We start from the raw sequence: 22,831 nt of genomic DNA, 5'->3' as shown, positions 1-22,831 counted from the left end.
AATCCGTTGAGTTGAGTCGTCTAATTTTTTGTGTTTTAGCGCGAAAATAGGCGCAAAAGTAATAAGTAAATTCCGAACACGAGTAAAGTACGATATCGCCCACAATTATCTTACTGTTCTATCTGACGTATTAGTTAGGCATGTGTGCGGTGTTTTTTTATATAATAGGCAAACTCTGAATAAATAAAAAGCAGATTATAGGCGCATGCGGTAAATTGCCTTTTTATGATGATATATCACAACATAATTAAAACAGTAGGCTAGAGGAACTATTTGTCTTATTTGGTGATACTGACTGTCTTAAAATGATTGAATAGCAAATTGATTAAACGGATTTTAATTTGGTGAAATTACTTATATTGGCGTGGGAATAAAATTGGCGCCTTAATCAAATGAATATTAAGGCGCCGAGAGTTAATTGGGATTATCGACCATGCTCGGGTAACCAAATTTGCAAACGGAGGCCACCAAGTGGGCTATCGTCTGCTTTTACCCAGCCTTTATGCTGTGAGATTGCGGTTTCAACAATCGCAAGGCCTAGGCCAGTTCCGCCAGTCTCCCTATCGCGTGCTTCATCTGTACGGTAGAAAGGGCGGAAAATGTGTTCGCGATCAGCGGGGCTAACTCCTGGGCCATCATCATCGACAGTGATTAAGATGCCGTTGTTTTCCTCTTTAAAATTGACCGCAATGTGGGTATTTGAGTAGCGAAGGGCATTGCGAACGATATTTTCAAATGCACTGCCTATCGCCGATGGATTGCAATAAATCGGCCATGGGCCTGGCGGGGCGGTGACATCTAACGTTTTATTCATCTGCTCTGCTTCAAAGCGAGCATCTTCTAGAATATCGCCCCATAATTCATCGGCTTTAATATTCTCCCTTAAGATCTCATTTTTGTGCTGGCTACGTGATAGCACGAGTAAGTCATTGATCATACTATCTAGGCGATGCGTTTCGGTTTCGATACGTTCTAGCTCTTTACTTTCACCATGGCGGCGGCGTAAGAGTGCCGTTGCCAGTTGTAAGCGTGTGAGTGGCGTCCGTAGTTCGTGCGAGATATCAGAAATCAGTCGTTGTTGGGCAGTGACCATGCCATCAAGCGCGCTAATCATCTGGTTAAAACTGTTACCGGCAGAAAGAAACTCTTGCGGCCCTGATTCAAGTTCAGGGTGTGGCCGTAAATTGCCTTTTGCAACATCGTCTGCCGCCATTTTTAATTTACGGGCAGGGCGTGCCAAGCTCCATGATAACCAAAGTAATAATGGGGCGCTAATCAGCATAGTGGCAATTAATAACAAGAATGGCCGGTCAAACAATAAGTTAATAAAGTCTGATTGTGGGCTATTGGCTGGGCGAACTAAATAGAGTTGGTAATGGTCTTCACCGTCGCGAATGGAAAAAGGCCCAAGAATTTCCGCGCGACCATATTTTTTCTTTTTCGGGTGATCGGCATTGTCGGATTGCCCGATAAAATTACGGATCACTTGCATTTCACTGGGCATCGCCCCGATAACACGTCCTTCACTGGTCACAATGATCAGACGTTGCCCCGGAGGCGCCCATTTTTTGATGGAATTAGAAATCCGCCTCCACCAAAGAAGGTCATTCATCGGCGCCTGTGCAAGTTCGGCTTCGATGTGTTGTTCAAGCATTTCCCCTTGGCGCTGCTCACTTTCCAGAAGGGAAGTGAGCTGCCGAGAGTCTAGCTTGGGTACCATCAGCACTAGCATTAACACTAGTGCGAGGGTAAACCAGAAAATTGCAAATATTCTTGCGGTTAAGCTATTTATCATGTTGCTGAAACCATCAAGTATCCACGACCACGTAAAGTTTTAAACCACGGTTGACCATCTGTACGCTCTGGCAATTTACGGCGTAAGTTAGAAATGTGCATATCAATAGCACGGTCAAATGGCGTTAAGCGTTTCCCAAGAACTTCTTGGCTTAGATGTTCTCTTGAAACGACTTGACCGAGGTGCTGAGCTAATAAATAGAGTAGCGTGAACTCAGTACCTGTTAGGTCTAGAATTTCGTTATCAAAGCTGGCCTCTTGGCGACCAGGGTTTAATTGTAGCTTATCAACTTGCAGAACAGGCGTATTGCTATTGTCGCCCTGATTCTGTTCGCTCCAATTAGAACGGCGCAATAGTGCACGGATACGGGCAACGAGTTCGCGGTCATTGAAAGGTTTAGGAAGATAGTCATCTGCACCTAACTCAAGGCCTAACACTTTGTCTAGCTCACTACCGCGAGCTGTTAACATAATGACAGGAGTTTGGTGGATTTGACGCAACTCTTTTAATGTCTCAATACCATTTTTCTTTGGCATCATGACATCAAGTAATAACAGATCAATGGACGAGTCCAGTTGTTGTAAAGCCTGTTCACCATCATAGGCGATGACAACGTTGAAACCTTCCATTTCGAGCAGTTCTTTTAAGAGCGACGTGAGTTCACGGTCGTCATCAACTAATAGGATTTTATGCATGTGTTTAAGTCCTCCAACTGCCAAAATACGATAACAATCTTCATGATTCCATGACTTTACGTTCTTTTACATGCTCTGACGCTAGTTTGCAGCCACCGGCGTATAGTTGTCCACATTGAATCACGAGCACTGTCCGAGAACAAGGAGTCAGAAATGCAAAGAACAGCACAAACAACAGTAATGTTGACGTTAGCCTCTGCATTCATTTTCGGCTCAGTGACGGCTTTTGGGGATACACCAGAAAATGTGGCACAAACTGGTGATGGTTCGACTCCCCTAATGTTGCAAATGCAAAATGAGCCTACCTCATCAGCGTTGGCTAAACTTCAGCATTATGAGCTGTTTGGTAGTGAAGAACGCACGAGTACATTTATGTTTAATGGTATCACGTTAAATGAAAAACAGCGCCAGCAATTACGTGATTTAATGGCAACACAACGCCGTTATCAATTTGATAACCCAGTTTCAGTGCAAGAGCGTGAAGCATTGCACAGTTTAATTACCGCAGACGACTTTGATGAGCAGGCAGTACGTGTCCAATTAGAAAAAAGTTTGCAAAAAGAATTAACTCAGCGTGTTGAAATGGCGCGAATTCATCATGAATTGTATCAGTTATTAACACCTGAGCAGAAAGCCCAACTTGAGCAGATCCACCAACAAAAAATGTCTCAATATCAGGCTTTGCAATAACTCATTGAATGAAATTTATTGAGTACCGAATTCTCTTGATCGTAGTAGTGAAGTAGCAATAAGTGAAGTTTTTTCCTTGCCATAGACACCATCCCTGTCTTTTACAGCCCCTTTTAGGGGCTTTTTTTTTGCGCTTAGCTTTTAAAATAAAAAATGGATCCCTCTCTATGCTTCCCTTTTGATCACCCTGTTGATGCAGGTTTTTATCGATAATATAAACATGCTGAGCAAATAATATAGGTTCTGAAATAACGGCAAAGGCGCTCTTTGGTGCTTCTATTTTTAATCATCAAGTAGACAAAGCCCTGCGAATTTTATCCTATCTTAGTGTTGTGCGTTTGGTCGATCGCCGCTTTGTGGTGAATTGTTCAGACTCGACTCTACAGAAACTGATTATTTAGTTAATTATTTTGGATAAAGCGAATTATTATTCCAATGATTTTGCTATTAAGACAAAAAACGGGTTAAATTCATTTTATGAAGATGATCTCACTCTATTCCTATTGTTATTTTGCTCAAAATTCATAGTCTTTATGCCGTAAAATTGTTGTGTGTATTGCAAAGGAAAATAATATTATGAAAATGAAGGCTCTTGTTGCAGTCGCTGTCTCTGCTGTCATTTTGACGGGATGTAAAAACTTAGACCAAGGCATGCTAACTAACTCTGGTATGCAATTATTCCAAGCCGCTACTTTAACGGATGGTGACGTTAAGCAATTAAGCGACCAATCTTGTAAAGAAATGGACGCACAAAATAAAATTGCACCCGCGTCAAGCAAGTACTCTAAACGCTTAGATAAAATTGCTAAATCATTAGGCAATGAAATTGATGGCACACCAGTTAACTACAAAGTTTATATGACTGATGATGTGAATGCTTGGGCAATGGCGAATGGTTGCGTTCGTGTCTATAGCGGCCTGATGGATATCATGAATGATAACGAAGTCGAAGGTGTATTAGGTCATGAAATGGGCCACGTTGCACTCGGCCATACACGTAAAGCAATGCAAGTTGCTTATGCCGCGGTTGCCGCGCGTACCGCAGCAGCTTCAGCGGGTGGCGTTGTTGAGCAACTCAGCTCTTCACAATTAGCTGCGCTGGGTGAAAAACTGATTAACTCTCAGTTCTCTCAACATCAAGAGAGCCAAGCGGATGATTTCTCTTATGACTTGCTGAAAAAACGCGGTGTTAAAACTGACGGCTTAGTCACTGGTTTTGAGAAATTAGCTCAAATGGGTAGCAAAGAAAGCAGCATGTTCGATTCTCACCCACCGTCAGCAGAGCGTGCACAACATATCCGTGACCGTATCGCGGCTGACAAAAAATAATTATTTATTCAGTTAGAATAATATTGAAAAGCAGTAGAGGTGCCGCCTTTACTGCTTTTTTTGTATCTTCATTTGTGTTGATCTTGTGATCATGCCATTAACTTTTTGCTAATAATCTATTCTTTGCTGTTTATCTGCGAATGTTGTCTCAAAAAAAACGAAATCAGACCTTGCTGCTTGCACTCTAAAATAACTCCGCCTATTTTGATGCTTGAATTTCTTTTTGGGTGTATTCGCTAAAAAAATAGCTACCCTATTTTTTGTCGTGGCTGGGTAGCAAAAATAAAATAACGATTCGCAAGGAATAAAAATGGAAAAAGCTCAGAGGATTTCTTTGCTAGCAAAAGGCATGGGAATGTTGCTGTCATTTACTTGTCGTTTATTAACGGGCGTACGTACCCGTTGGGTTGGTTGCCAACCGGCAATGACACCACGTATCTATTATGCTAACCATTCCAGCCATCTTGATGGTTTAGTTATTTGGGCTGGATTACCTCCTTTAATGCGCCATGCTGTTCACCCTGTCGCCGCAAGAGATTATTGGGATAAAACGCCCTTTCGACGCTATCTAGTCAATAACGTTTTTCGCGCTGTTTTAATCGACCGTAAAGGTGATGGAACGGCGAAAGAGAATGTCTTAGAGCCACTTGAGGCGATATTGGAAAAACAAGAATCATTGATTTTGTTCCCAGAAGGTACGCGCGGGGATGGCGAAGAATTAAGTCATTTTAAAAGCGGTATCTATCACTTAGCCAAAAAACACCCTCATGTTGAAGTGGTGCCTGTGTACCTTGAGAATTTAAATCGCGTACTACCAAAGGGGTCGAAGTTGGTTGTGCCGGTGATCTGCTCTGCGGTTGTGGGCAAGCCATTAGCCCCATTAGGCGAGGATGAACCAAAAGCCGTATTCTTAGAGCGTGCGAAACTCGCACTAGAGGAGTTGATGCCATGAGTAGTATTTGGGATAGCGAAATCGTGTTATTGCTATCAGGTGTCTTTAGCATACTTGTGGTCGCTAGTATTATTGGCGGGATCCTCGCTTACCGTTATTCAGGGGATAACAGCAATCCAACCATTGATAACTTGAATGCTCGGATCCGAGCTTGGTGGTTAATGTGTATTGTCTGTGTACTCGCCGTTGTGATTGGCAATATCGGTGTCGTGATTTTATTTGCACTGATCTCATTTTTTGCATTGCGGGAGTTTATTACCTTAACACCGACTCGGCGTAGTGACCATGAAGCCCTATTTTGGTGCTTTTTTATTTTCCTCCCTCTGCAATATGTTTTAGTCGGCATTCAGTGGTATGGCATGTTCTCAGTCTTTGTGCCGGTGTTTGTGTTCCTTTTCTTACCTACTCGCATTGCCTTAGCGGGAGATACGTATCATTTCCTCGAGCGTACCTCAAAAATTCAGTGGGGGATGTTAGTCGCGGTATTCTGTTTAAGCCATGTGCCAGCCTTGTTGATGTTGGATATTCAAGGTTATGAGGGGGAAAACGTCAAACTGCTGCTGTTCTTGATTGTGGTTACGCAACTTTCTGATGTGCTGCAATATGTGTTTGGAAAATTGTTTGGCAAACATCCTATTGTGCCAAAATTAAGCCCGAACAAAACCATTGAAGGCTTTGTTGGTGGCATTTTATCTTCCGTGCTAATTGGTATCTGCTTGTATTGGGTAACCCCATTTAGTTGGTGGGCAGCAGGGCTAATGTCACTGGCGATTACCCTAATGGGCTTTGTGGGAGGATTATGTATGTCTGCTATCAAACGCGATAGCGGCATCAAAGATTTTGGCGCCATAATCGAAGGGCACGGCGGGATGCTAGATCGTATCGACTCTTTATGCTTTGCCGCGCCAATCTTCTTCCATCTAACACGCTATTTTTATACTTAATCTGAGGCCTTGTGCCTGATGGCTCCAAGTATTAGCCATTTGAAAATGGAGCCCCGTTGGTTAACCATAACCGCTAACGGGGCTTTTTTGTTTCTCAATCACTCAATCAATCAATAAACGCTTGAGCCAAAACGGCTCAGTTGCGTAGTTTCGCTTTGGTTTTGAGAAAGCCAGTGAACATTTATTTTTTATCGTGTGGGTAGTAGGCGCCTCTGTTTACTTTTAACTCGCAAGGTTAAGCTTCTATGTTACATAAATGCTATGATATGCACTTAATTTTTGTTTCGAAGTAAGACAACACCCGCTATAGTGAGCCTCTGCTTCTGCGGCAATCCGTTTTATAGACTAAAATTGTGTAAGCTGGATCACAATAAACAAGCAAAGCTTGATAGAAAGCAGGTATAGATAGGTTCCTTTGTCTTATTATAACGCTAGGTGAATCAATTCAGCATGAGTTGTTTATAACAGAATGTACGTTAGAAAAGTACGATATCATTGTGTTTTTCATCGATTTGCAATTTATATTCATTAATCAGAGGTCATCATGGTCAAACAGATTAAAAGAATTGGGGTACTAACAAGTGGTGGTGATGCACCGGGTATGAACGCTGCAATCCGTGGTGTTGTACGTGCTGCACTGAGCGAAGGTTTAGAAGTCATGGGTATTTATGATGGGTATCTAGGCTTATATGAAAACCGTATGAAACAGCTAGATCGCTATAGTGTTTCTGACATGATTAACCGCGGTGGCACCTTCCTTGGCTCGGCTCGTTTCCCTCAATTCCGCGATGAAAAAGTTCGTGCTGTTGCCATTGATAATCTGAAAAAAAATCATATTGATGCGCTGGTGGTGATTGGTGGTGATGGCTCTTATCTAGGGGCAAAATCACTAACAGAGGCAGGTTTCCCCTGTATTGGTTTGCCGGGAACCATCGATAATGATGTGGCGGGAACGGACTATACCATTGGTTATTTCACCGCACTTGAAACGGTAGTGGAAGCGATTGACCGTCTGCGTGACACCTCGACGTCTCATAAACGTATTTCGATTGTTGAAGTTATGGGGCGCTATTGTGGCGATCTGACGCTTTCGGCTGCGATTGCCGGTGGTTGTGAGTTTATCGTTCTGCCTGAAAATGAAATGTCATTTGACCGTGAAGAGCTGTTATCTGAGATAAAACAAGGCATTGAGAAAGGTAAACGCCATGCCATTGTGGCAATCACTGAGCATGTTTGCGATGTTGATGAGCTAGCGAAATATATTGAAGCAGAAACGCATCATGAAACGCGCGCAACGGTATTGGGGCATATTCAGCGTGGTGGCTCGCCAGTGGCTTATGACCGTATTCTCGCATCGCGCATGGGAGCCTACTCTATTCAGCTATTATTAGAAGGTTACGGCGGTCGTTGTGTCGGTATTCAAAATGAAAAACTGGTTCACCACGATATCATTGATGCTGTAATGAATATGAAGCGTGTATTTAAGAAAGAGTGGTACGACACAGCGAAAAAACTGTATTAATCTCTACCTCTACGATTGCAAATCTCACCTGTGCGGTGCCGTTTCAGTGCCGTGCAGGTTTGATCTCTCCGCCTGATCTTTCTGTCTTATATTCTTTTGTTGCATAATTTGTCATTTTTAATTATTTCATGTTATTGATGAGATCTGTCAGCCTTCCTTAACAATTGATTGATGAGGAATGGAAGAATGGCGAGTAAATGGCAGGTAACAACCACATTATTATTAGCGCTCACAGCAAGCGCATGGGCAAAAGACATCCAATTATTAAACGTTTCTTATGATCCCACTCGAGAATTCTATCAGCAATATAACCAAGCCTTTAGTCAGTATTGGAAAGAAAAAACCGGGGATACGGTAACTATCCGTCAGTCTCATGGCGGGTCAGGAAAGCAGGCCACTTCTGTTATTAATGGCTTAGAAGCGGATGTTGTGACGCTGGCTTTAGCCTACGATGTGGATGCGATAGCGAAGAGTGGACGTATTGATAAGAATTGGATCACTCGTTTACCCGATAATTCCGCACCTTATACCTCAACGATTGTTTTTCTTGTGCGTAAAGGAAACCCTAAAAATATCCAAGATTGGGATGATTTGATCCGTAAAGATGTTGCGATTGTCACGCCAAATCCTAAAACGTCAGGTGGTGCACGCTGGAATTACCTCGGTGCTTGGGGGTATGCATTAGAAAAAAATCATCATGACCCAGAGAAAGCCAAGCAATTTGTTAAACAGCTTTATCAAAATGTTGAGGTACTAGATTCAGGTGCTCGCGGGGCGACAAATAGCTTTGTTGAGCGGGGAATTGGGGATGTGTTGATTGCATGGGAAAACGAAGCGTTATTAGCGATTAATGAGCTTGGTGAAAATGGCCAATTTGAAATTGTGACGCCAAGTATCTCAATTTTAGCAGAGCCAACAGTGGCCGTCGTTGATAAAACCGTTGATAAGCGCGGGCGTAGAGAAGTGGCTCAAGCCTATTTAGAATATTTATATTCGCCTAAAGGGCAAGAGATTGCCGCGAAAAATTACTATCGACCACGTAATGAGGAAGTGGCTCAGAAATATCAGCAGCGCTTTCCGAAGTTGAAATTATTTACAGTGGACGATTTGTTTGGCGGTTGGGAAAAAGCTCAAACAACCCATTTCTCTAACGGCGGTGTATTTGATGAAATAAGCCGTCGCGATTAGTTGGTTAGGTTTTAAGCTGAGTTATTGTAAATAAATCCATTGCCTTAAGTGAAATAAAATGCGTTAATTAACTTAAGGCAAATTAATGGAAAACCAAGAACGTGTCATCACGGCGGGCATCATCGACTTCCCCTAAATGGGAATAAACAAGGGCGGATCTCCGCCTGTTGTCCATTTTATCATTCACAAGATAATCAATATCAAAAAGACCGCACTGCTGAATTTGTGTCTATCTAACCGGATATTCGATCTTACTTAGGCAAAATATTACCCATGTCGAAAAACTATGCTGACATTACTACGCCAATTATTTCTGAAAAATAATCAGTATTCCGCGCTTATTTCTTACATCTCTCTTTGTGTGGGGGTGATTTTTTATTATCTGACAGTCATTCTTCAAGTTTTTAGGACGCTATACACTGAACAGAACGGCTTTTATGAAGTCACATACGCGTTTTTTAAAGTCGTGAATTTTGCCTTGCTCGCCTATGTAATTATACTGGCGCCGGTATATTACTATTACCTTAAAACGCGAATTCATTTTTTTTATCGCGTGTTACTGTATTTTATATTACCGTGTTTTATAACTTCTGTTATTTGGTATTTTCGTTTGTACTCTCTATCGCCTAAATCATATAACTCCCCAGAGTTATCACTTGCATTCGTTGAGCACATTATATTTTTTTGTTACATACAAGGCCTGTCGATTGTCATGACTGTACCTGCAATCGTGACAGATTGCGTGCTGAGTATACTCAGAAAAATAATCGCTCTAATTTATGGGGCGTTTTCTTCAAAATAAAAAAATCGCATACTCTTAGCGCTATATCCTGACGAGCATTCATCGCATTGAGGATTTTAAGCAAAGCTCATCTCTGTTGAGCAATACTCGTCGCGGATACCAAAAAAGCTTTTTATAGTGAGAGTGACTGACTTGTGAGGGAGAAGCCAGTCACTGTTTTTTAGCTTATTGCCATACGTATTTGACACCCAGTTGGCCTAGGTAGAATGTCTGGCGGTTGTTGCTGCCAGAGGTGAGCCCCGCCCCTTTTGGGTTTTCCCATGTACTTGGCTCAACGGCAAATCCGCCCCATAGCGTCAGTTTTGGGGTCAAATTATAGAAAACTTGGGTGCCGACACGATAGCCATCTTTCACTTTCTGGGTCGTGCGCTGGTTACTATCATAGTTGTGCTCGTTCAGGTAATAGCGGAAGTACGGCATGATGCTCCAATCCTGATTCAAGGTCGCTGGGAAGTAGCCGCGGATCTGGTTTTGTTCCCATGTTTTATTGAAGTCTTTATCCCACGTCCAGTCGGTATACATGTACAGTTTGGCGGTGGCGGAATCATTGATCTTATAAACAATACCGTGCTCAGATTCCCATTCATAACTATTGGGCGCATGGAAGTTGTCATAATGATAAAAGGCATCCCAGAAATTAAATGCCCATTTGTCGTTAAAGTGATAAGTACCACTAGGCATCAACCAAAAGAGTGTATTCGATGGACGAGCCATAGTACCTGGTGCGGAATCATTAGACTCTTTACGGTAGGTTACGTTTAAGTTGAATTGGCCTACATCGCTAGAATACATTTTTCGTGTCGCACCGATTTGAGTACGGTTACGAATAAATGAGTCTTTTGAGGTTGAAAAGTTGTGGTTGTAGCTTCTTAATGACTCTTTGTGCTCAAGAAAAAAGCTCCATTTAGATTCAGGGTTTGACAGAAACAGTTGGCCGATCATGGTGGTTTTGTCGTAGACCTTACCGCCGCTGGTATTATGGTGGCCTTCAAATTTCTCCAGCTCCATATAGACATTGGAGGTAATGCGCCAGTAGTCATTATTCACCGTCTCAACAGCTAATGCAGACGTTGTTAGTGTTGTGGTGGCGAGAAAGAGTAAACCATTCAAAGATGTTTTCATGATGATCCTTTAATTTTTAATTATTGTTTATGAAATAGCAGTGTCAGTTTATTTAGGGTGTAGCAACCAGCCCTTGATATCGCTTTGGATATCAAGGCTGGGAAGAACCTTGTTTAGAAAATAAATTAGTGAGTCGTGTTGTAGGTTTCACCGTGACCATAAGGGAACAGAATTCTGTTACCTTGTGGATTTTTGATGTTAACGGGTAATAGCCCTTTTGGTGGATTTAGAGGTTGTGCCTGTGGATTTGCAAATAGCGTACGTAATCCACTACGAATGTTGGTTTCCAGTGAATTACGGTTGTTATTGGTGATATCAAACCCTGTAATACCGTAGATAGCGATATTCGCTTTGACGCCTTTTAGGTAAGCGATGTCATATGGGTTACGTGATGAAATAACGACAACCGGAATATTCGCTTTGTTAGCTTCATCAATCACCAATTGTGCATTAGCAGGGTTATCTTTTAGGTTATACGTCGTCAGTAATACGAGATCTTGGCCTTTTAAGAGCGATTGAACCTCTTTTGCACTAAGCGTATTTTCAGCCAGTTTGATCATTGCAGTTTGGCTCTCAATCGCGACACCCGTTTCATTAGCAATATCATTTAAGTGCTTTTGAATTAATGTGTTACGTGGGTTTTCATCAGAAATCACCAGAATGCGATTTTGTGGTTTGAGAACATAAGGTAGAATATTATCGTTTTTAATCAGTGTGATAGCTTGCTCGGAAACCATATTTTCTAAGTCTTTATGGCTCTTTGAGGCGACAACAAGTTGAGCATTGTTTAAATCAACAGGCTGTGCGGTGATCTCCTGCTGTAACTTTTTCAGCACGACACGTTTTGCCGACTCATCAATCCGTTTCCTTAACTCAGGATTTTTCTTGGCTTCGCTCTCTAGGTGGCGATACATATTGTCTAAGCGTGTTACCGCTTCGCTATCCCACATTTTAATTGGCATAAGGATAATATCGGAGCCTGCTAACAGTGACGTTTCCACAGCCCAGTTCATATCAAAGTTATCAGCGATTGCTCCCATATCCATAGCATCGGTGATGATAAGACCGTTGTATTTGAGTTCATCACGTAAAACACCGTGCAGGATCGGCTTGGAAAGCGTGGCAGGAGTGCCAACCTCTTTTCCTGATAATGTTTTGATTTTGTTGTTATCTAATGCAGGCACAATAATGTGTGCTGTCATTACCGCATCAGCACCATGACTCAGCGCATATTGGAACGGCGGTAATTCTGTGGAGCGCCAAGCTTTAGCATCGGAATTCACTACGGGTAAGTCGACATGAGAGTCAGAGGAAACATTACCGTGTCCGGGGAAGTGTTTCAGTGAGGTCAATAAATTATATTTGTGGATCCCTTTGATGTAATTGGTTGATAGCGCTTCAACAAGCTCTTTGTTGTCGGAGTAAGAGCGGACACCAATGACAGGGTTGTTTTGGTTGTTATTGACATCAACAACGGGGCCAAAATTGATATTAAAGCCAAGGCTAGATAATTCATAGCCATGGATCATACCCGTCAATTCCGCTAGAGCTGGGTTACGTGTTGCCCCTAATGCCATATTGCCAGGCATTTCGGTGCCGACACGGAGGCGAGTCACATAGCCGCCTTCTTGGTCAGTACCAATAAAGAGTGGCAAATTACTCCGTGAGGCTTGTAGTTGATTAATTAATTCAACGGTTTGTGGGGTATCAATAAGATTTTCACGGAATAAAATGACAGAGCCTAAATGGTATTGATTAATGACCTTAGCGACTTCGTCATTCATCGCTAGAAATGGTGCAGGCTCGCCTTTGCTGTCTTTATTCCAATAACGGAAATCCAACATAAAAAGTTGGCCGATTTTTTCAGCTTCAGACATGTTTTTCACAATTTCATCAGCCGATTTTTGTTTATCTTTCCACAATTCGTTGAGTTGTGTTTGCGAAAGGGGGTCGGCTAACGACATTGCGCTGAGTAAGCACAGAGAAAGTAGAGTCAGATTTTTCATCGAATCAGTCCTTGGTTATTTTTCGATGAATAATAGGTATCGTAAATTAATTGTAAAGTGAGATTAATCACAGTTAAGACTATTCTTATCCGTTATTAAATAAGAATAGTCGATTATTTAATAATTGAGAAGCCTGTAATTATCTTATTGATTTTAAATGGGTAAATTATCTGGAATAATCAGCGAAATTGTAGAATAATTCCGTTTTGGAATTATTTCTTTATGTGATCTTGACGATAAAGTCGACGAAATAAATTAATCATCTAAATGGTTATCTTACGCTCTAATTTTATTCTGATTAATATGTTAAGTATAATTTTATTGTTTTTATTAACGTGAAATAGAGGGTTTAATAAAAAAGTCGCAGAAAATTTCTGGCGACTTTTTTAAAGTTATAAAATAAGAAGGTGGTACGCTGTTTTATCACTGCCAGCTATATTTGAAGCCAATCTGTCCTAAATAAAAGGTTTGCCTGTTATTGGTTCCAGAAGTCATATCATCGTCTTTTGGGTACTTCCACTGTGTGGGTTCAATAGCAGCACCCCCCCATAAAGTCAGTTTTGGCGTTAGCTTGTAGGCTACCTGCGTACCAATACGATAACCATTTTTTACTTTCTGAGTTAAGTGTTTGCGCTGATCATAACTGCTTTCATTCAGGAAGTAGCGGAAATAGGGGGAAATTTCCCATTGATCACTCAGCTTAATGGGTAGGTACACCCTGATCTGATCTTGCGAGAAAATGTTCTTGAAATCTTTATCCCAAACTCTATCACTGTATAACGTCAGTTTTGCCGTAATCGTGTCAGAGTATTTATAGGTGACACCATGTTCAGCTTCCCATTCATAGTTGTTTGACTTTAAAAAGTTACTGTAATAGTAAAAAGCATCCCAGAAATCGAATGACCATTTCTTATTAAAAGCAAAGCTACCTGCCGGCATTAACCAATATAAGCTGTTGGATGAGCGTGATAGGGTGTTGGGTGCAGAATCATTGGACTCTTTACGGTAGGTGCCGTTTAGGCTCAATACGGCGTCTGTACTACGATAAAGTTGGCGTGTGGCCCCAATTTGAGTTCGATTGCGAATATAGGAATCACGAGACGTTGAAAAATTACGCCCATAGTTGCGTAAGGATTCTCGATGTTCTAAATGGAAGCTCCAAAGTGAAGATGGGTTAGTGAGGCTAAGTTTACCGACCATACTGGTTTTATCGAAAACTTTGTTATCAAAACTATCCCGTTGACCGCGGTACTCTTCAAGTTCCATATAAACATCAGTATCAACATGCCAATAATCATTATTTGTTTGAGATACCGCAGTTGCAGGTAGTATTATTGCAGTGCTTAGAATTAAACCTTTTAAATATTCCATAATCATCCTTATAGCGAATGTTTTATTTTATAAACGCCGATGACAATATTTCTTAAATAGGTGGCGACCATTGTTTGTTGATATTAATGAGATGATTAATCTATTTATTTAAATATCTTTCTCATAAAGATAAATAGATAAAACAATAATCACAAACGAGGCCAATATAATGTTGGGAGATAAGAGGTGTCCAGTATTCTCAAACGGAGGTATAACAGGAATAATCAAGTTTATTAGTGAGATGTGTGGTTTTTTATATTGATGATTTGAAGTTTTTTTCTATTGGGAATAAATAAAATATTGAAAGAATAATTTGCATTAAGGAATTTCTGTTTTTGTGATCGCATTAAGTTAATATAATCGTTTCAAATATAATTATTTATTATTCCTTAATAGGGGGATTATGTTTTTAATTATGGCATTAAATAAAAAAACCGCCAATAAATATTAGCGGTTATTATCAATGAAATATAAATTATTTGGCTTTTTTAGCTTCAGCGGCTGCTTTAACGATAACAGCAAACGCATCTGCTTTAAGTGATGCGCCACCAACAAGTGCACCATCGATATCCGGTTGAGTGAATAGCTCTGCTGCATTGCCTGCATTGACTGAACCACCGTATTGGATGATGACTTGCGCAGCAACCGCAGCATCTTTTTTCGCAATATGGTCACGGATAAATTTATGAACAGCTTGAGCCTGAGCTGGCGTCGCTGATTTACCTGTACCGATAGCCCAAATTGGTTCATAAGCGATGACCGCATCTTGGAATGCTTGGGCGCCTAGTGTATTGAGTACAGCGTCGATTTGGCGAGCGCACACTTCTTCTGTTTTACCTGCTTCATTTTCTGCTTCGCTTTCACCGATACAAAGAACAGGAACCAAGCCTTGCTCTTTCAGTACAGCAAATTTTTTAGCAATAAACTCATCGCTTTCTTTGTGGTAGGTGCGACGCTCTGAGTGACCGATAATAATGTATTTTGCGCCGATATCTTTGAGCATTTCGGCAGATGTTTCACCAGTAAATGCGCCGGAAAGATTGACGTCAACGTTCTGTGCACCTAGGGCGATACGGCTACCTGCAAGCGCATGTTTTGCTTGAGTCAGATAAATAGCCGGTGGCGCAATTGCCACGTCACAGCCATCAACACTGCTCAGCTCGTTGCGTAGGCCAGCAATCAGGTCATTAACCATGTGAGTGCTGCCGTTCAGTTTCCAGTTACCCATTACCAATGGATGTCGCATGTTGTTTCCTCCAACCAGAGAGTTTGATTTATCAATAAGTGACTCGCTGCTGTGTAACACGGGGTGCAACGAGAAAAATTTTTCTGTTATGGACCTTAAAAATTTAGGTGTTAAGTATAAAGAGAATACATAACAATAGCTTTGCTTTTTATCACGCTGATGACGATTGCTGTGATCATTATCCGTTTAAGGTGCTTCTGTCTTTAGCTTAATCGGTTCAATAGCAAAAGTAAGCACATTATTTTCACTTTTTACTAAAATGTAGCGCAGTGCACCTAAACGTACTTCGTCTGCATAGGTTGGCTCTTTATTCGCGATGAATGCCTTTAGTGCTTTTGTCAATTCAGGGGTTTTATCTATTGCAACGGTTGGATCAAATTGTTGAATAACAGCCACCGCATAGCGTTCCATCAATTGTCGATTGGCTTGAGCCTCATTGTTATCGCGGGTTGGCAGTAGCGTGATCTGTAAGCTTTTAATTTTCTCGCTTCCACGCTCCAATACGGCGGATGAATAGATATTGGCATTGATCCGAGAAGCCGCTCGTATATAGGGAGCTGAAATGTCTTGGCTTGCAATCACTTTATATTCATGTAGTGGTAAATTGGGGTTTGTTTGATTAAATTGGTTACGAAACTGTGGGATGGTAAGGTCAAACGAAGGCGCATCCGGCGCTAAATAAGCGACTTCAAAATCACTATTCGGTAGCGTGGGTACTTTTTGCGCAAATGTCATTTGTGGCAAACCAAGTACAAAAACGGTTATCATGACGTGAATTGAATGGAGTGCGTGTTGTTTCATTTGTTTTTGCCACTCATTTTATGGTTTTTAATATTGTATCAGGATCCGGTGTAATGACATTACAACAATGGGCTTTCTCCTTCAAAGGTCGTATTGGTCGTCGACCATTTTGGGCAGGTATCGCATCGTATTTTATTTTAATGACAATCATTGTGTTACTGCAAAATGCATTTGCATTACCTGAAACGGTTGTGATTGTATTACTGGTTTTATTGCTTTATCCGCTAGCTGCAATATTTACTAAGCGTTTGCATGACAGAGGGAAACCCGGTGGCTGGTTTGCACTGGTGATCCTCGCTTTCGCCCTATTTTCAATGGATGTTAGCCAATTAGCCCCTGTTTGGCAGTGGGGAATTGGGCGCTTTTTACCGCTGTTAATCGCTATGATTATGTTACTAGACTGTGGTGTTTTTGTAGGGATGGATTCTGAAAATCAGTATGGTGAAAAAACACAATCTGTTGATTACCTGTCTTGACCCCCTCTCTACGGGTGAAAGAGGGGGGATTAAAATGGTTACCAATATTGTTCACTGCTGATATGACCCGGTTTACGGCGTAGGTGTTTGCTCATTCCTCGGGTTTTTACCAATAGCTCGCGAGTATCTCTGACCATTTCAGGGTTACCACATAACATCACATGGCTGCTGGTGGCATCAAGCGAAACGCCAGTGGCTTCTTCGAGCGTATTGTTTTCAATCAATGCTGGCACACGTCCATATAACGCATCGTCGCAATGTTCACGGCTAACAACGGTAACTAAATGCAGCTTTTCTGGGTAGCGTTTGGCTAATTGCTCCATTAAGGGGAGATAGCTGAGATCTTTCTGGTAGCGAACCGCGTGCAAAAGTACGATTTTTTCAAATCGTTCAAGGTCTTTGCCTTCTTGTAATATCGATAGAAAAGGGCCTATCGCGGTGCCAGTGGATAGCATCCAAAGGTTTTGGCAGTTGGGAATTTCGTCTAATACAAAGAAGCCTGACGCTTCATCCGTAACTTGTAAGGTATCTCCAGGGCGTAATTGAGCCAGTTTAGGGCTAAGTTTACCATTTGGTACAACCACAAAGTAGAATTCAAGGCGATCGTCACTCGGGGCGTTAACGTAAGAGTAAGCACGTTGCACTCGTTCACCTTCAATTTCGAGAGCAAGTTTTGCAAATTGGCCGGCGATAAAAGGTTTGATAGGGGCGTTGATCACTAGGCTGAATAAAGAATCTGTCCAAAATTTTGCTTCAATAACGGTTCCGGTAACCCAATTAGCCATAAATATTCACCTCTGGATTTTTTTCTAACTTTGCTGCTTATCAGAGTTTCATACTAAATCAGTTTACTATTTGCGCTTATCGATAATGTGTTCTAGTGAATTATTCTTTTTAAGAGATCACAAACAAATTTAATGTACAGTTTTATTGCCATATCCGGCGAATATCGCTGACATTGCACCATTAATTAAAATGCTGTCCTACCTCGAAAAAAAAATTAGTTTTGTTATCTTAGTCACGCAACGGTGACATGAGCATGATGTACTGCCGATTAACCGTTTTATCAAAGAAAACAATCAATAACTCTTTGTGGTTTCACTCTGAAATTAAACCTTCATGTTATTTGTATTGAATAACATGGCTAGGCTGTGCATTCAGGTTGATAAATTGGTTTTGAGAAGAAAATGAGAAAACTGGAACATTTTAATTTACTGATCTTGCTGATCGCCCTAGCAGCGGTAGGGCAAATGACACAGACTGTCTATGTACCTGTTATTGCAGACATCGCTGTGTACTTTGGTGAACCGTCTGGCTCAGTGCAGCGAGTCATGGCGGCTTACTTGTTTACTTATGGTTTCTCTCAACTGATATATGGACCGTTATCTGACCAAGTTGGCCGCCGTCCGGTTATTTTAGTTGGGATGAGCATCTTTTTACTCGCGACAACGCTGGCACTTTTTGCCCCAACGCTGGATATTTTAGTGCTCGCCAGTGGCTTGCAAGGGCTGGGTACAGGGGTGGCTGGGGTCATGGTGCGTACGATGCCTCGTGATCTCTACAAAGGAACCTCATTGCGCTATGCAAATAGCTTATTAAACATGGGCGTATTAGTTAGCCCACTGCTCGCGCCTATGTTTGGTGGATTGCTTGCTCATTTTTGGAGTTGGCATGCCTGTTATATCTTTTTGTTTATTCTTGGCGCTTTTGTGCTGGTGAGCATGTATCGCTGGCTACCTGAAACACGCCCTGAGTCTTCAGAAAAACGCAGAATGTTGAGTTCTTATCACCAGTTACTGTCGAGTGGCTCCTTTGTTTCTTATTTAATTATGTTGATCGGTGCGCTGGCGGGTATTGCGGTTTTCGAAGCCAGTAGCGGTGTTTTGATGGGCGGTGTACTTGGTTTGAATAGTATTACTGTCAGTATCTTATTTATTATTCCTATTCCTGCCGCATTTTTTGGCGCTTGGTATGCAGGGCGAGAAGGTAAAAGTTTTTACCATTTAATGTGGCAGTCCGTGATCTGCTGCTTGATTGCAGGGCTGCTAATGTGGATCCCCGGCTGGTTTGGAGTGATGAATATCTGGACGCTATTGGTGCCCGCCTCGGTGTTTTTCTTCGGCGCGGGCATGCTATTCCCTTTAGCAACAACAGGGGCAATGGAGCCTTTCCCTTATTTGGCCGGAGCCGCTGGGGCATTAGTCGGCGGTATGCAAAATGTGGGTTCAGGGGTGGCAACATGGGTTTCCGCACTGTTGCCGCAAAATGGGCAGTTTAGTTTGGGCTTATTGATGCTGCTGATGTCTATGTTAGTGCTATTGTGCTGGCTACCGTTGGCTCATCGTTTGAATCGAACAGAGCATACGATTTAATCAGTGATAGCAGGCGATCACTCATCGCCTGCTTAGTTTTATACGGTAAGGGGCGCTGAAATGACCCTTGGCGTGCTCGGTAATCTCCCTTCATTTATTGCCATCGTTTGATTTGCTGTTTTCTCCATCATGGCGATTAGCTCCGGTTGCTGCTCTATGTGATTGAATATCACTGGCTGGTTATAATCCAAAAAGCGTGTATTTTCGGTGATGGTGGCGGTGTGGTTTCGCGTCAATGTCACCGTACTTGGGGGCGTGTCATCTTGCAGGTGTTTGTCGAGATAAATTCGGATTGCCGTTATTTTCAGGTTTGGTGTGCTGTCGGTGGTACCAATAATCGACAATAGCTCCCCTTGGCGAGTGATCTGCCACGGCGCTAATGGGGTTTGTTCACGAATATCACCTGATGGATCTTCGACCAATAAGGTTACCCAATAATGCTGTTGCTCTTTAGGGAGTTGTAGCGTTGTGATATCAACAGTTTGATTAATGTAAACATCGGCAAGCAGTGGGCATTCGCTTCGATATTGTAATGCGCCAAGGGTGTTGTTCGCCTGTCAGCCTGCAAGGTTAAGTGGTTGATGGGGAGAAAAGGTTGCTTTGTATTGATTTGCCCATTCTTACCCCAAGGGTCACTCAAAGAGAAGTATTGTTGGTGGCGTTGTCCATCGCTAATCCAAGTAGCACACAGAGCGCTATTTGGGGTTATCCTTTGATTGTTGACCCGACCCGTTGAAAAGTCGATTAAATGGGGATCGGTAGCAGACCAGAACAGCGGGCTACCACACCAGTAATTATCGAGAGTGACATATTGTAATGGCTGATTGGCATAGGTGTAAATCGGCTGTTGATTATCGGCTTTCATTATTTGAATTTTCACTAATTCGCCATGATCAGCCATATTTAAGCTAATGGATTTAATATCTTCAATCGGGCAGCTATCTGTCGTCATGAGTCCATTTTGGGTTGCATAAGTGGCAACTAATAAGTACACATGGGGTATATCACGCAATTTGTCTCGTTGTGCCACGATAGGGAGATCCCCAAGAGTACGCTGAATATTAAGGTGGCTATAAGGATGGTTATTACCATCGGGTAAGGTAACTATCGAACCACTGACCCAATAAACAGGGTGGTTTTGCTGTCTGTTCGATGTTGGTATTGGCCGTGATAAAAACCGCTGAATTTTCTGGTTGTAGTGAGATGAATGGGGAATAAATGCATCATAGGGTGCCTTATTGTTTTCCCCCGCCGTTGGGTACATGGCAGGCCGGATCTCTTGAGTGCTTCTATTTTCGGGGTGAGTATAACGATAGGTAATATAGGCGCTACGTGCTTGGTCATAAGCAATTTCAGGGCCATTACTCTGTTTGGAAAATGGATAATATGGGTGATTCGTATGCGATAATCCTAAGCCATGCCCAAATATTTCATGCCATAACACATCTGATTGGGCGATCCCGCCACCAAAAAGTGGTGACGCCATTCCCAGCAATGAACCGTAAATCGATGGTTGTATCGCCGTATAATATAACTCATGGTGCGTACCATTAGCCTTTTTTATCCAATCACTTTGTTGGTAGGTCCATGCAATTTGCAAGTTAGCAGGATCAAAGAACGGGTTTCTTTTATCGTATTGCGGCATGGTCAATGTAGAGGCATAAAAATTAGCAAAATCCGCCGTAAACCCTCGCCCAATGCGGGCGGGGATATAAGGCGAAAAGTCCGCAGGGCTTTAAAGATCAATCAGGCGTTGACTGACTCTGAACGTAGGCTCTGAGCGTTTCAATTGTTGCCCCTCCGGTGCTACAGACAAAGTATGATCTCGACCACAAAAGCCCCGTTTTACTTTGCATCCGTAAATGTGTGTTTTGCTGGCGCAGCAGGCGCGACGATACTGATTTCAGATTGTTTACCATCACACTGACCGCCAGTTTTGGCGGGTAAGCAACCAGCAGATGCACATGGTCAGGCTCTCCGTCCATCTCAATAATTTCGCATTCAAGTTTTGCCGCAGCGGAGCCAAAAGCCTCACGCAGTTGAGCGATCATCAGTCCGTCAAATAGCTTACGTCGGTACTTCGTCGTAAAGATCAGATGCACGACCAGTTTACTGACACTGTGCCGCTTTCGGAGGAATCCCGCCAGTAAATCATCATGATTACTCAATTGATATATTCACCTAACATGTTAAAATAAAAACATTATATCAATGAGCACTGATTATGTTAAGAGCAACAAAAGTACGCATCTACCCGACACCAGAACAGGCTGAATACCTCAATGCTCAGTTTGGGGCGGTTCGTTTCGCGTACAACAAATCTCTTCACATTAAAAAACAGGCTTACCAGCGGCACGGCGTAAATTTAAACCCGCGTAAAGACCTCAAGCCACTGCTTGCAGTGGCGAAGAAATCCCGTAAATACGCATGGCTTAAAGAGTATGATTCCATAGCGTTACAGCAGGCGGTGATTAATCTCGACGTGGCTTTTTCCAACTTTTTCAATCCGAAACTGAAAGCTCGTTTCCCGACGTTTAAAAGTAAGCATGGTAAACAATCCAGCTATCATTGTGTTGGAATCAAAGTCCTTGATGGCGCGATAAAAATCCCTAAAATTGCACCAATTGAAGCGCGTTTACATCGTGAAATTACGGGAATGCTGAAAAGTATCACCCTGAGCCGCAGCACAACTGGGAAATACTACGCCTCGCTACTCTGTGACGACGGAATGGAAGCGCCAGAGAAGCCGGCACTGATATCAAACGTGACGGGGCTGGATATGGGGCTGACGCATTTTGCCATCAAATCCGACGGTAATAAAATTGCTAATCCACGCCACCTTATCAACGCCAGCCACAACCTGCGCCGGAAGCAGAAAGCCCTCTCCCGGAAGAAAAAAGGGAGCGCAAACAGACGCAAAGCCAGAATACAACTTGCATCCGTTCACGAACGGGTAGCCAATGCCCGTGCCGATTTTCAGCACAAGTTATCTCGTGCAATTGTTGACGAAAACCAAGCGGTAATTGTCGAGACGCTGAAAGCGGCAAATATGATGAAAAACCACCATCTGGCGCGTGCGATAGGCGATGCGGGATGGTCTGGATTCATCACAAAACTGGAATACAAAGCCGCAGAGAAAGGCGTGCATCTGGTGAAACTGGATCAATGGTTCGCCAGTTCGAAAACCTGCCATTGTTGCGGTCACAAGATGCCGGAAATGCCATTACATAAGCGCATATGGCAGTGTCCAGAGTGTGGAGTTGAACATGACCGTGATATCAATGCGGCGATCAACATCGAACGCAAGGGCATACTGGAATTACAAGCGGCGGGACTCGTCGTTTCTGCCCATGGAGGCCAGCGTAAATCCGTCACACAGACGGTTGCGGCCTAAGAAGTGGGAAGCCTCGCCCGACAGGGCGGGGAGCAGTCACATATTTGTTCTGGCTATCCATCGCCGTTCTCCATCATCTTAAAAAATATCATTAATCCCATTTAGGATTTCTGCATTTTTCAATGA

At 42.5% G+C, this 22,831-nt stretch carries 20 protein-coding genes; 9 read left to right on the top strand and 11 right to left on the bottom strand.

Annotated elements, in window-relative coordinates:
• Positions 1-424 precede the first annotated feature (424 nt).
• Positions 425-1,795: an envelope stress sensor histidine kinase CpxA gene (gene cpxA, locus M1E93_RS18545; RefSeq protein WP_004924389.1), complete on the bottom strand. Its 1,371-nt coding sequence runs from the start codon at positions 1,793-1,795 to the stop codon at positions 425-427.
• The gene (gene cpxR / locus M1E93_RS18540; RefSeq protein ID WP_004924392.1) at positions 1,792-2,490 is read right to left on the bottom strand and encodes an envelope stress response regulator transcription factor CpxR; all 699 of its coding nucleotides are present in this window, start codon (positions 2,488-2,490) and stop codon (positions 1,792-1,794) included. Before cpxR ends, cpxA begins: the two co-directional genes overlap by 4 nt.
• Before the next feature lie 153 nt (positions 2,491-2,643).
• Here cpxR and M1E93_RS18535 point away from each other — a divergent pair, with 153 nt between their 5' ends.
• The 6 genes from M1E93_RS18535 to M1E93_RS18510 all read left to right on the top strand — a co-directional run bounded on the left by M1E93_RS18535 (position 2,644) and on the right by M1E93_RS18510 (position 9,115).
• Positions 2,644-3,180: a Spy/CpxP family protein refolding chaperone gene (locus M1E93_RS18535; protein WP_104873143.1), complete on the top strand. Its 537-nt coding sequence runs from the start codon at positions 2,644-2,646 to the stop codon at positions 3,178-3,180.
• 576 nt (positions 3,181-3,756) lie between these two features.
• On the top strand, positions 3,757-4,509 hold the full coding sequence (locus M1E93_RS18530; RefSeq protein ID WP_004924398.1) for a M48 family metallopeptidase: 753 nt from the start codon (positions 3,757-3,759) through the stop codon (positions 4,507-4,509).
• A 310-nt stretch (positions 4,510-4,819) separates the two neighbouring features.
• Complete coding sequence (locus M1E93_RS18525; RefSeq protein ID WP_004924402.1) at positions 4,820-5,461, top strand: lysophospholipid acyltransferase family protein; 642 nt, start codon at positions 4,820-4,822, stop codon at positions 5,459-5,461.
• Entirely contained in the window at positions 5,458-6,405 is a 948-nt protein-coding gene (locus tag M1E93_RS18520; RefSeq protein ID WP_004924405.1) for a phosphatidate cytidylyltransferase, read from the top strand. Before M1E93_RS18525 ends, M1E93_RS18520 begins: the two co-directional genes overlap by 4 nt.
• Positions 6,406-6,949: 544 nt before the next feature.
• Positions 6,950-7,927, top strand: a complete 978-nt coding sequence (gene pfkA, locus M1E93_RS18515) for a 6-phosphofructokinase (RefSeq protein WP_004924408.1) — start codon at positions 6,950-6,952, stop codon at positions 7,925-7,927.
• A 186-nt stretch (positions 7,928-8,113) separates the two neighbouring features.
• The gene (locus M1E93_RS18510; protein ID WP_042117111.1) at positions 8,114-9,115 is read left to right on the top strand and encodes a sulfate ABC transporter substrate-binding protein; all 1,002 of its coding nucleotides are present in this window, start codon (positions 8,114-8,116) and stop codon (positions 9,113-9,115) included.
• Between the two features lie 967 nt (positions 9,116-10,082).
• Here the strand turns inward: M1E93_RS18510 and M1E93_RS18505 are convergent.
• The 5 genes from M1E93_RS18505 to M1E93_RS18485 all read right to left on the bottom strand — a co-directional run bounded on the left by M1E93_RS18505 (position 10,083) and on the right by M1E93_RS18485 (position 16,463).
• Positions 10,083-11,039: an OmpG family monomeric porin gene (locus tag M1E93_RS18505; RefSeq protein WP_426207047.1), complete on the bottom strand. Its 957-nt coding sequence runs from the start codon at positions 11,037-11,039 to the stop codon at positions 10,083-10,085.
• A gap of 125 nt (positions 11,040-11,164) precedes the next feature.
• A complete protein-coding gene (locus M1E93_RS18500) occupies positions 11,165-13,045 on the bottom strand; it encodes a glycoside hydrolase family 3 N-terminal domain-containing protein (RefSeq protein ID WP_042117114.1) in 1,881 nt (626 codons plus the stop codon).
• Positions 13,046-13,468: 423 nt separating this feature from the next.
• Positions 13,469-14,416 (bottom strand): OmpG family monomeric porin, encoded by a 948-nt coding sequence (locus tag M1E93_RS18495; RefSeq protein ID WP_036942548.1) that lies wholly within the window; start codon positions 14,414-14,416, stop codon positions 13,469-13,471.
• 475 nt (positions 14,417-14,891) lie between these two features.
• Positions 14,892-15,662 (bottom strand): triose-phosphate isomerase, encoded by a 771-nt coding sequence (tpiA, locus tag M1E93_RS18490; RefSeq protein WP_040132578.1) that lies wholly within the window; start codon positions 15,660-15,662, stop codon positions 14,892-14,894.
• A gap of 186 nt (positions 15,663-15,848) precedes the next feature.
• Positions 15,849-16,463: a DUF1454 family protein gene (locus M1E93_RS18485; RefSeq protein WP_040132577.1), complete on the bottom strand. Its 615-nt coding sequence runs from the start codon at positions 16,461-16,463 to the stop codon at positions 15,849-15,851.
• A 53-nt stretch (positions 16,464-16,516) separates the two neighbouring features.
• On the opposite strand from M1E93_RS18485, the gene M1E93_RS18480 reads away from it, so the two are divergent.
• The gene (locus M1E93_RS18480) at positions 16,517-16,939 is read left to right on the top strand and encodes a DUF805 domain-containing protein (protein ID WP_014657237.1); all 423 of its coding nucleotides are present in this window, start codon (positions 16,517-16,519) and stop codon (positions 16,937-16,939) included.
• Between the two features lie 38 nt (positions 16,940-16,977).
• Here M1E93_RS18480 and fpr read toward each other — a convergent pair whose 3' ends face one another.
• Positions 16,978-17,724: a ferredoxin--NADP(+) reductase gene (gene fpr, locus M1E93_RS18475; protein ID WP_040132576.1), complete on the bottom strand. Its 747-nt coding sequence runs from the start codon at positions 17,722-17,724 to the stop codon at positions 16,978-16,980.
• Between the two features lie 402 nt (positions 17,725-18,126).
• Between fpr and emrD the strand changes: the two genes are divergently transcribed.
• A complete protein-coding gene (gene emrD, locus M1E93_RS18470) occupies positions 18,127-19,311 on the top strand; it encodes a multidrug efflux MFS transporter EmrD (protein ID WP_004924667.1) in 1,185 nt (394 codons plus the stop codon).
• A gap of 38 nt (positions 19,312-19,349) precedes the next feature.
• Here emrD and M1E93_RS18465 read toward each other — a convergent pair whose 3' ends face one another.
• The 3 genes from M1E93_RS18465 to tnpA all read right to left on the bottom strand — a co-directional run bounded on the left by M1E93_RS18465 (position 19,350) and on the right by tnpA (position 21,479).
• A complete protein-coding gene (locus tag M1E93_RS18465; RefSeq protein WP_004924665.1) occupies positions 19,350-19,733 on the bottom strand; it encodes a hypothetical protein in 384 nt (127 codons plus the stop codon).
• 5 nt (positions 19,734-19,738) lie between these two features.
• Positions 19,739-20,956, bottom strand: coding sequence for a hypothetical protein (locus M1E93_RS18460; RefSeq protein WP_004924662.1), 1,218 nt, complete (start codon positions 20,954-20,956; stop codon positions 19,739-19,741).
• 97 nt (positions 20,957-21,053) lie between these two features.
• Positions 21,054-21,479 (bottom strand): IS200/IS605 family transposase, encoded by a 426-nt coding sequence (gene tnpA / locus M1E93_RS18455; RefSeq protein ID WP_004924660.1) that lies wholly within the window; start codon positions 21,477-21,479, stop codon positions 21,054-21,056.
• A gap of 56 nt (positions 21,480-21,535) precedes the next feature.
• On the opposite strand from tnpA, the gene M1E93_RS18450 reads away from it, so the two are divergent.
• Positions 21,536-22,705 (top strand): RNA-guided endonuclease InsQ/TnpB family protein, encoded by a 1,170-nt coding sequence (locus M1E93_RS18450; RefSeq protein WP_004924658.1) that lies wholly within the window; start codon positions 21,536-21,538, stop codon positions 22,703-22,705.
• The last annotated feature ends 126 nt before the right edge of the window (positions 22,706-22,831 follow it).

This window comes from Providencia sp. PROV272, from assembly GCF_049901975.1.
In the GTDB taxonomy this organism is placed as follows: domain Bacteria; phylum Pseudomonadota; class Gammaproteobacteria; order Enterobacterales; family Enterobacteriaceae; genus Providencia; species Providencia stuartii.
This window is presented reverse-complemented; position numbering and strand designations above follow the sequence as displayed.

What these genes read in the sequence shown, in the direction of transcription:
- M1E93_RS18485 (WP_040132577.1), bottom strand. Translation starts at nt 16,463, where the DNA reads ATGAAACAACACGCACTCCATTCAATTCACGTCATGATAACCGTTTTT.
- M1E93_RS18520 (WP_004924405.1), top strand. Translation starts at nt 5,458, where the DNA reads ATGAGTAGTATTTGGGATAGCGAAATCGTGTTATTGCTATCAGGTGTC.
- M1E93_RS18535 (WP_104873143.1), top strand. Translation starts at nt 2,644, where the DNA reads ATGCAAAGAACAGCACAAACAACAGTAATGTTGACGTTAGCCTCTGCA.
- M1E93_RS18505 (WP_426207047.1), bottom strand. Translation starts at nt 11,039, where the DNA reads ATGAAAACATCTTTGAATGGTTTACTCTTTCTCGCCACCACAACACTA.
- M1E93_RS18460 (WP_004924662.1), bottom strand. Translation starts at nt 20,956, where the DNA reads ATGCCGCAATACGATAAAAGAAACCCGTTCTTTGATCCTGCTAACTTG.
- fpr (WP_040132576.1), bottom strand. Translation starts at nt 17,724, where the DNA reads ATGGCTAATTGGGTTACCGGAACCGTTATTGAAGCAAAATTTTGGACA.
- pfkA (WP_004924408.1), top strand. Translation starts at nt 6,950, where the DNA reads ATGGTCAAACAGATTAAAAGAATTGGGGTACTAACAAGTGGTGGTGAT.
- tpiA (WP_040132578.1), bottom strand. Translation starts at nt 15,662, where the DNA reads ATGCGACATCCATTGGTAATGGGTAACTGGAAACTGAACGGCAGCACT.
- M1E93_RS18450 (WP_004924658.1), top strand. Translation starts at nt 21,536, where the DNA reads ATGTTAAGAGCAACAAAAGTACGCATCTACCCGACACCAGAACAGGCT.
- cpxR (WP_004924392.1), bottom strand. Translation starts at nt 2,490, where the DNA reads ATGCATAAAATCCTATTAGTTGATGACGACCGTGAACTCACGTCGCTC.
- M1E93_RS18510 (WP_042117111.1), top strand. Translation starts at nt 8,114, where the DNA reads ATGGCGAGTAAATGGCAGGTAACAACCACATTATTATTAGCGCTCACA.
- M1E93_RS18480 (WP_014657237.1), top strand. Translation starts at nt 16,517, where the DNA reads ATGACATTACAACAATGGGCTTTCTCCTTCAAAGGTCGTATTGGTCGT.
- M1E93_RS18525 (WP_004924402.1), top strand. Translation starts at nt 4,820, where the DNA reads ATGGAAAAAGCTCAGAGGATTTCTTTGCTAGCAAAAGGCATGGGAATG.
- emrD (WP_004924667.1), top strand. Translation starts at nt 18,127, where the DNA reads ATGAGAAAACTGGAACATTTTAATTTACTGATCTTGCTGATCGCCCTA.
- M1E93_RS18500 (WP_042117114.1), bottom strand. Translation starts at nt 13,045, where the DNA reads ATGAAAAATCTGACTCTACTTTCTCTGTGCTTACTCAGCGCAATGTCG.
- M1E93_RS18530 (WP_004924398.1), top strand. Translation starts at nt 3,757, where the DNA reads ATGAAAATGAAGGCTCTTGTTGCAGTCGCTGTCTCTGCTGTCATTTTG.
- cpxA (WP_004924389.1), bottom strand. Translation starts at nt 1,795, where the DNA reads ATGATAAATAGCTTAACCGCAAGAATATTTGCAATTTTCTGGTTTACC.
- M1E93_RS18495 (WP_036942548.1), bottom strand. Translation starts at nt 14,416, where the DNA reads ATGGAATATTTAAAAGGTTTAATTCTAAGCACTGCAATAATACTACCT.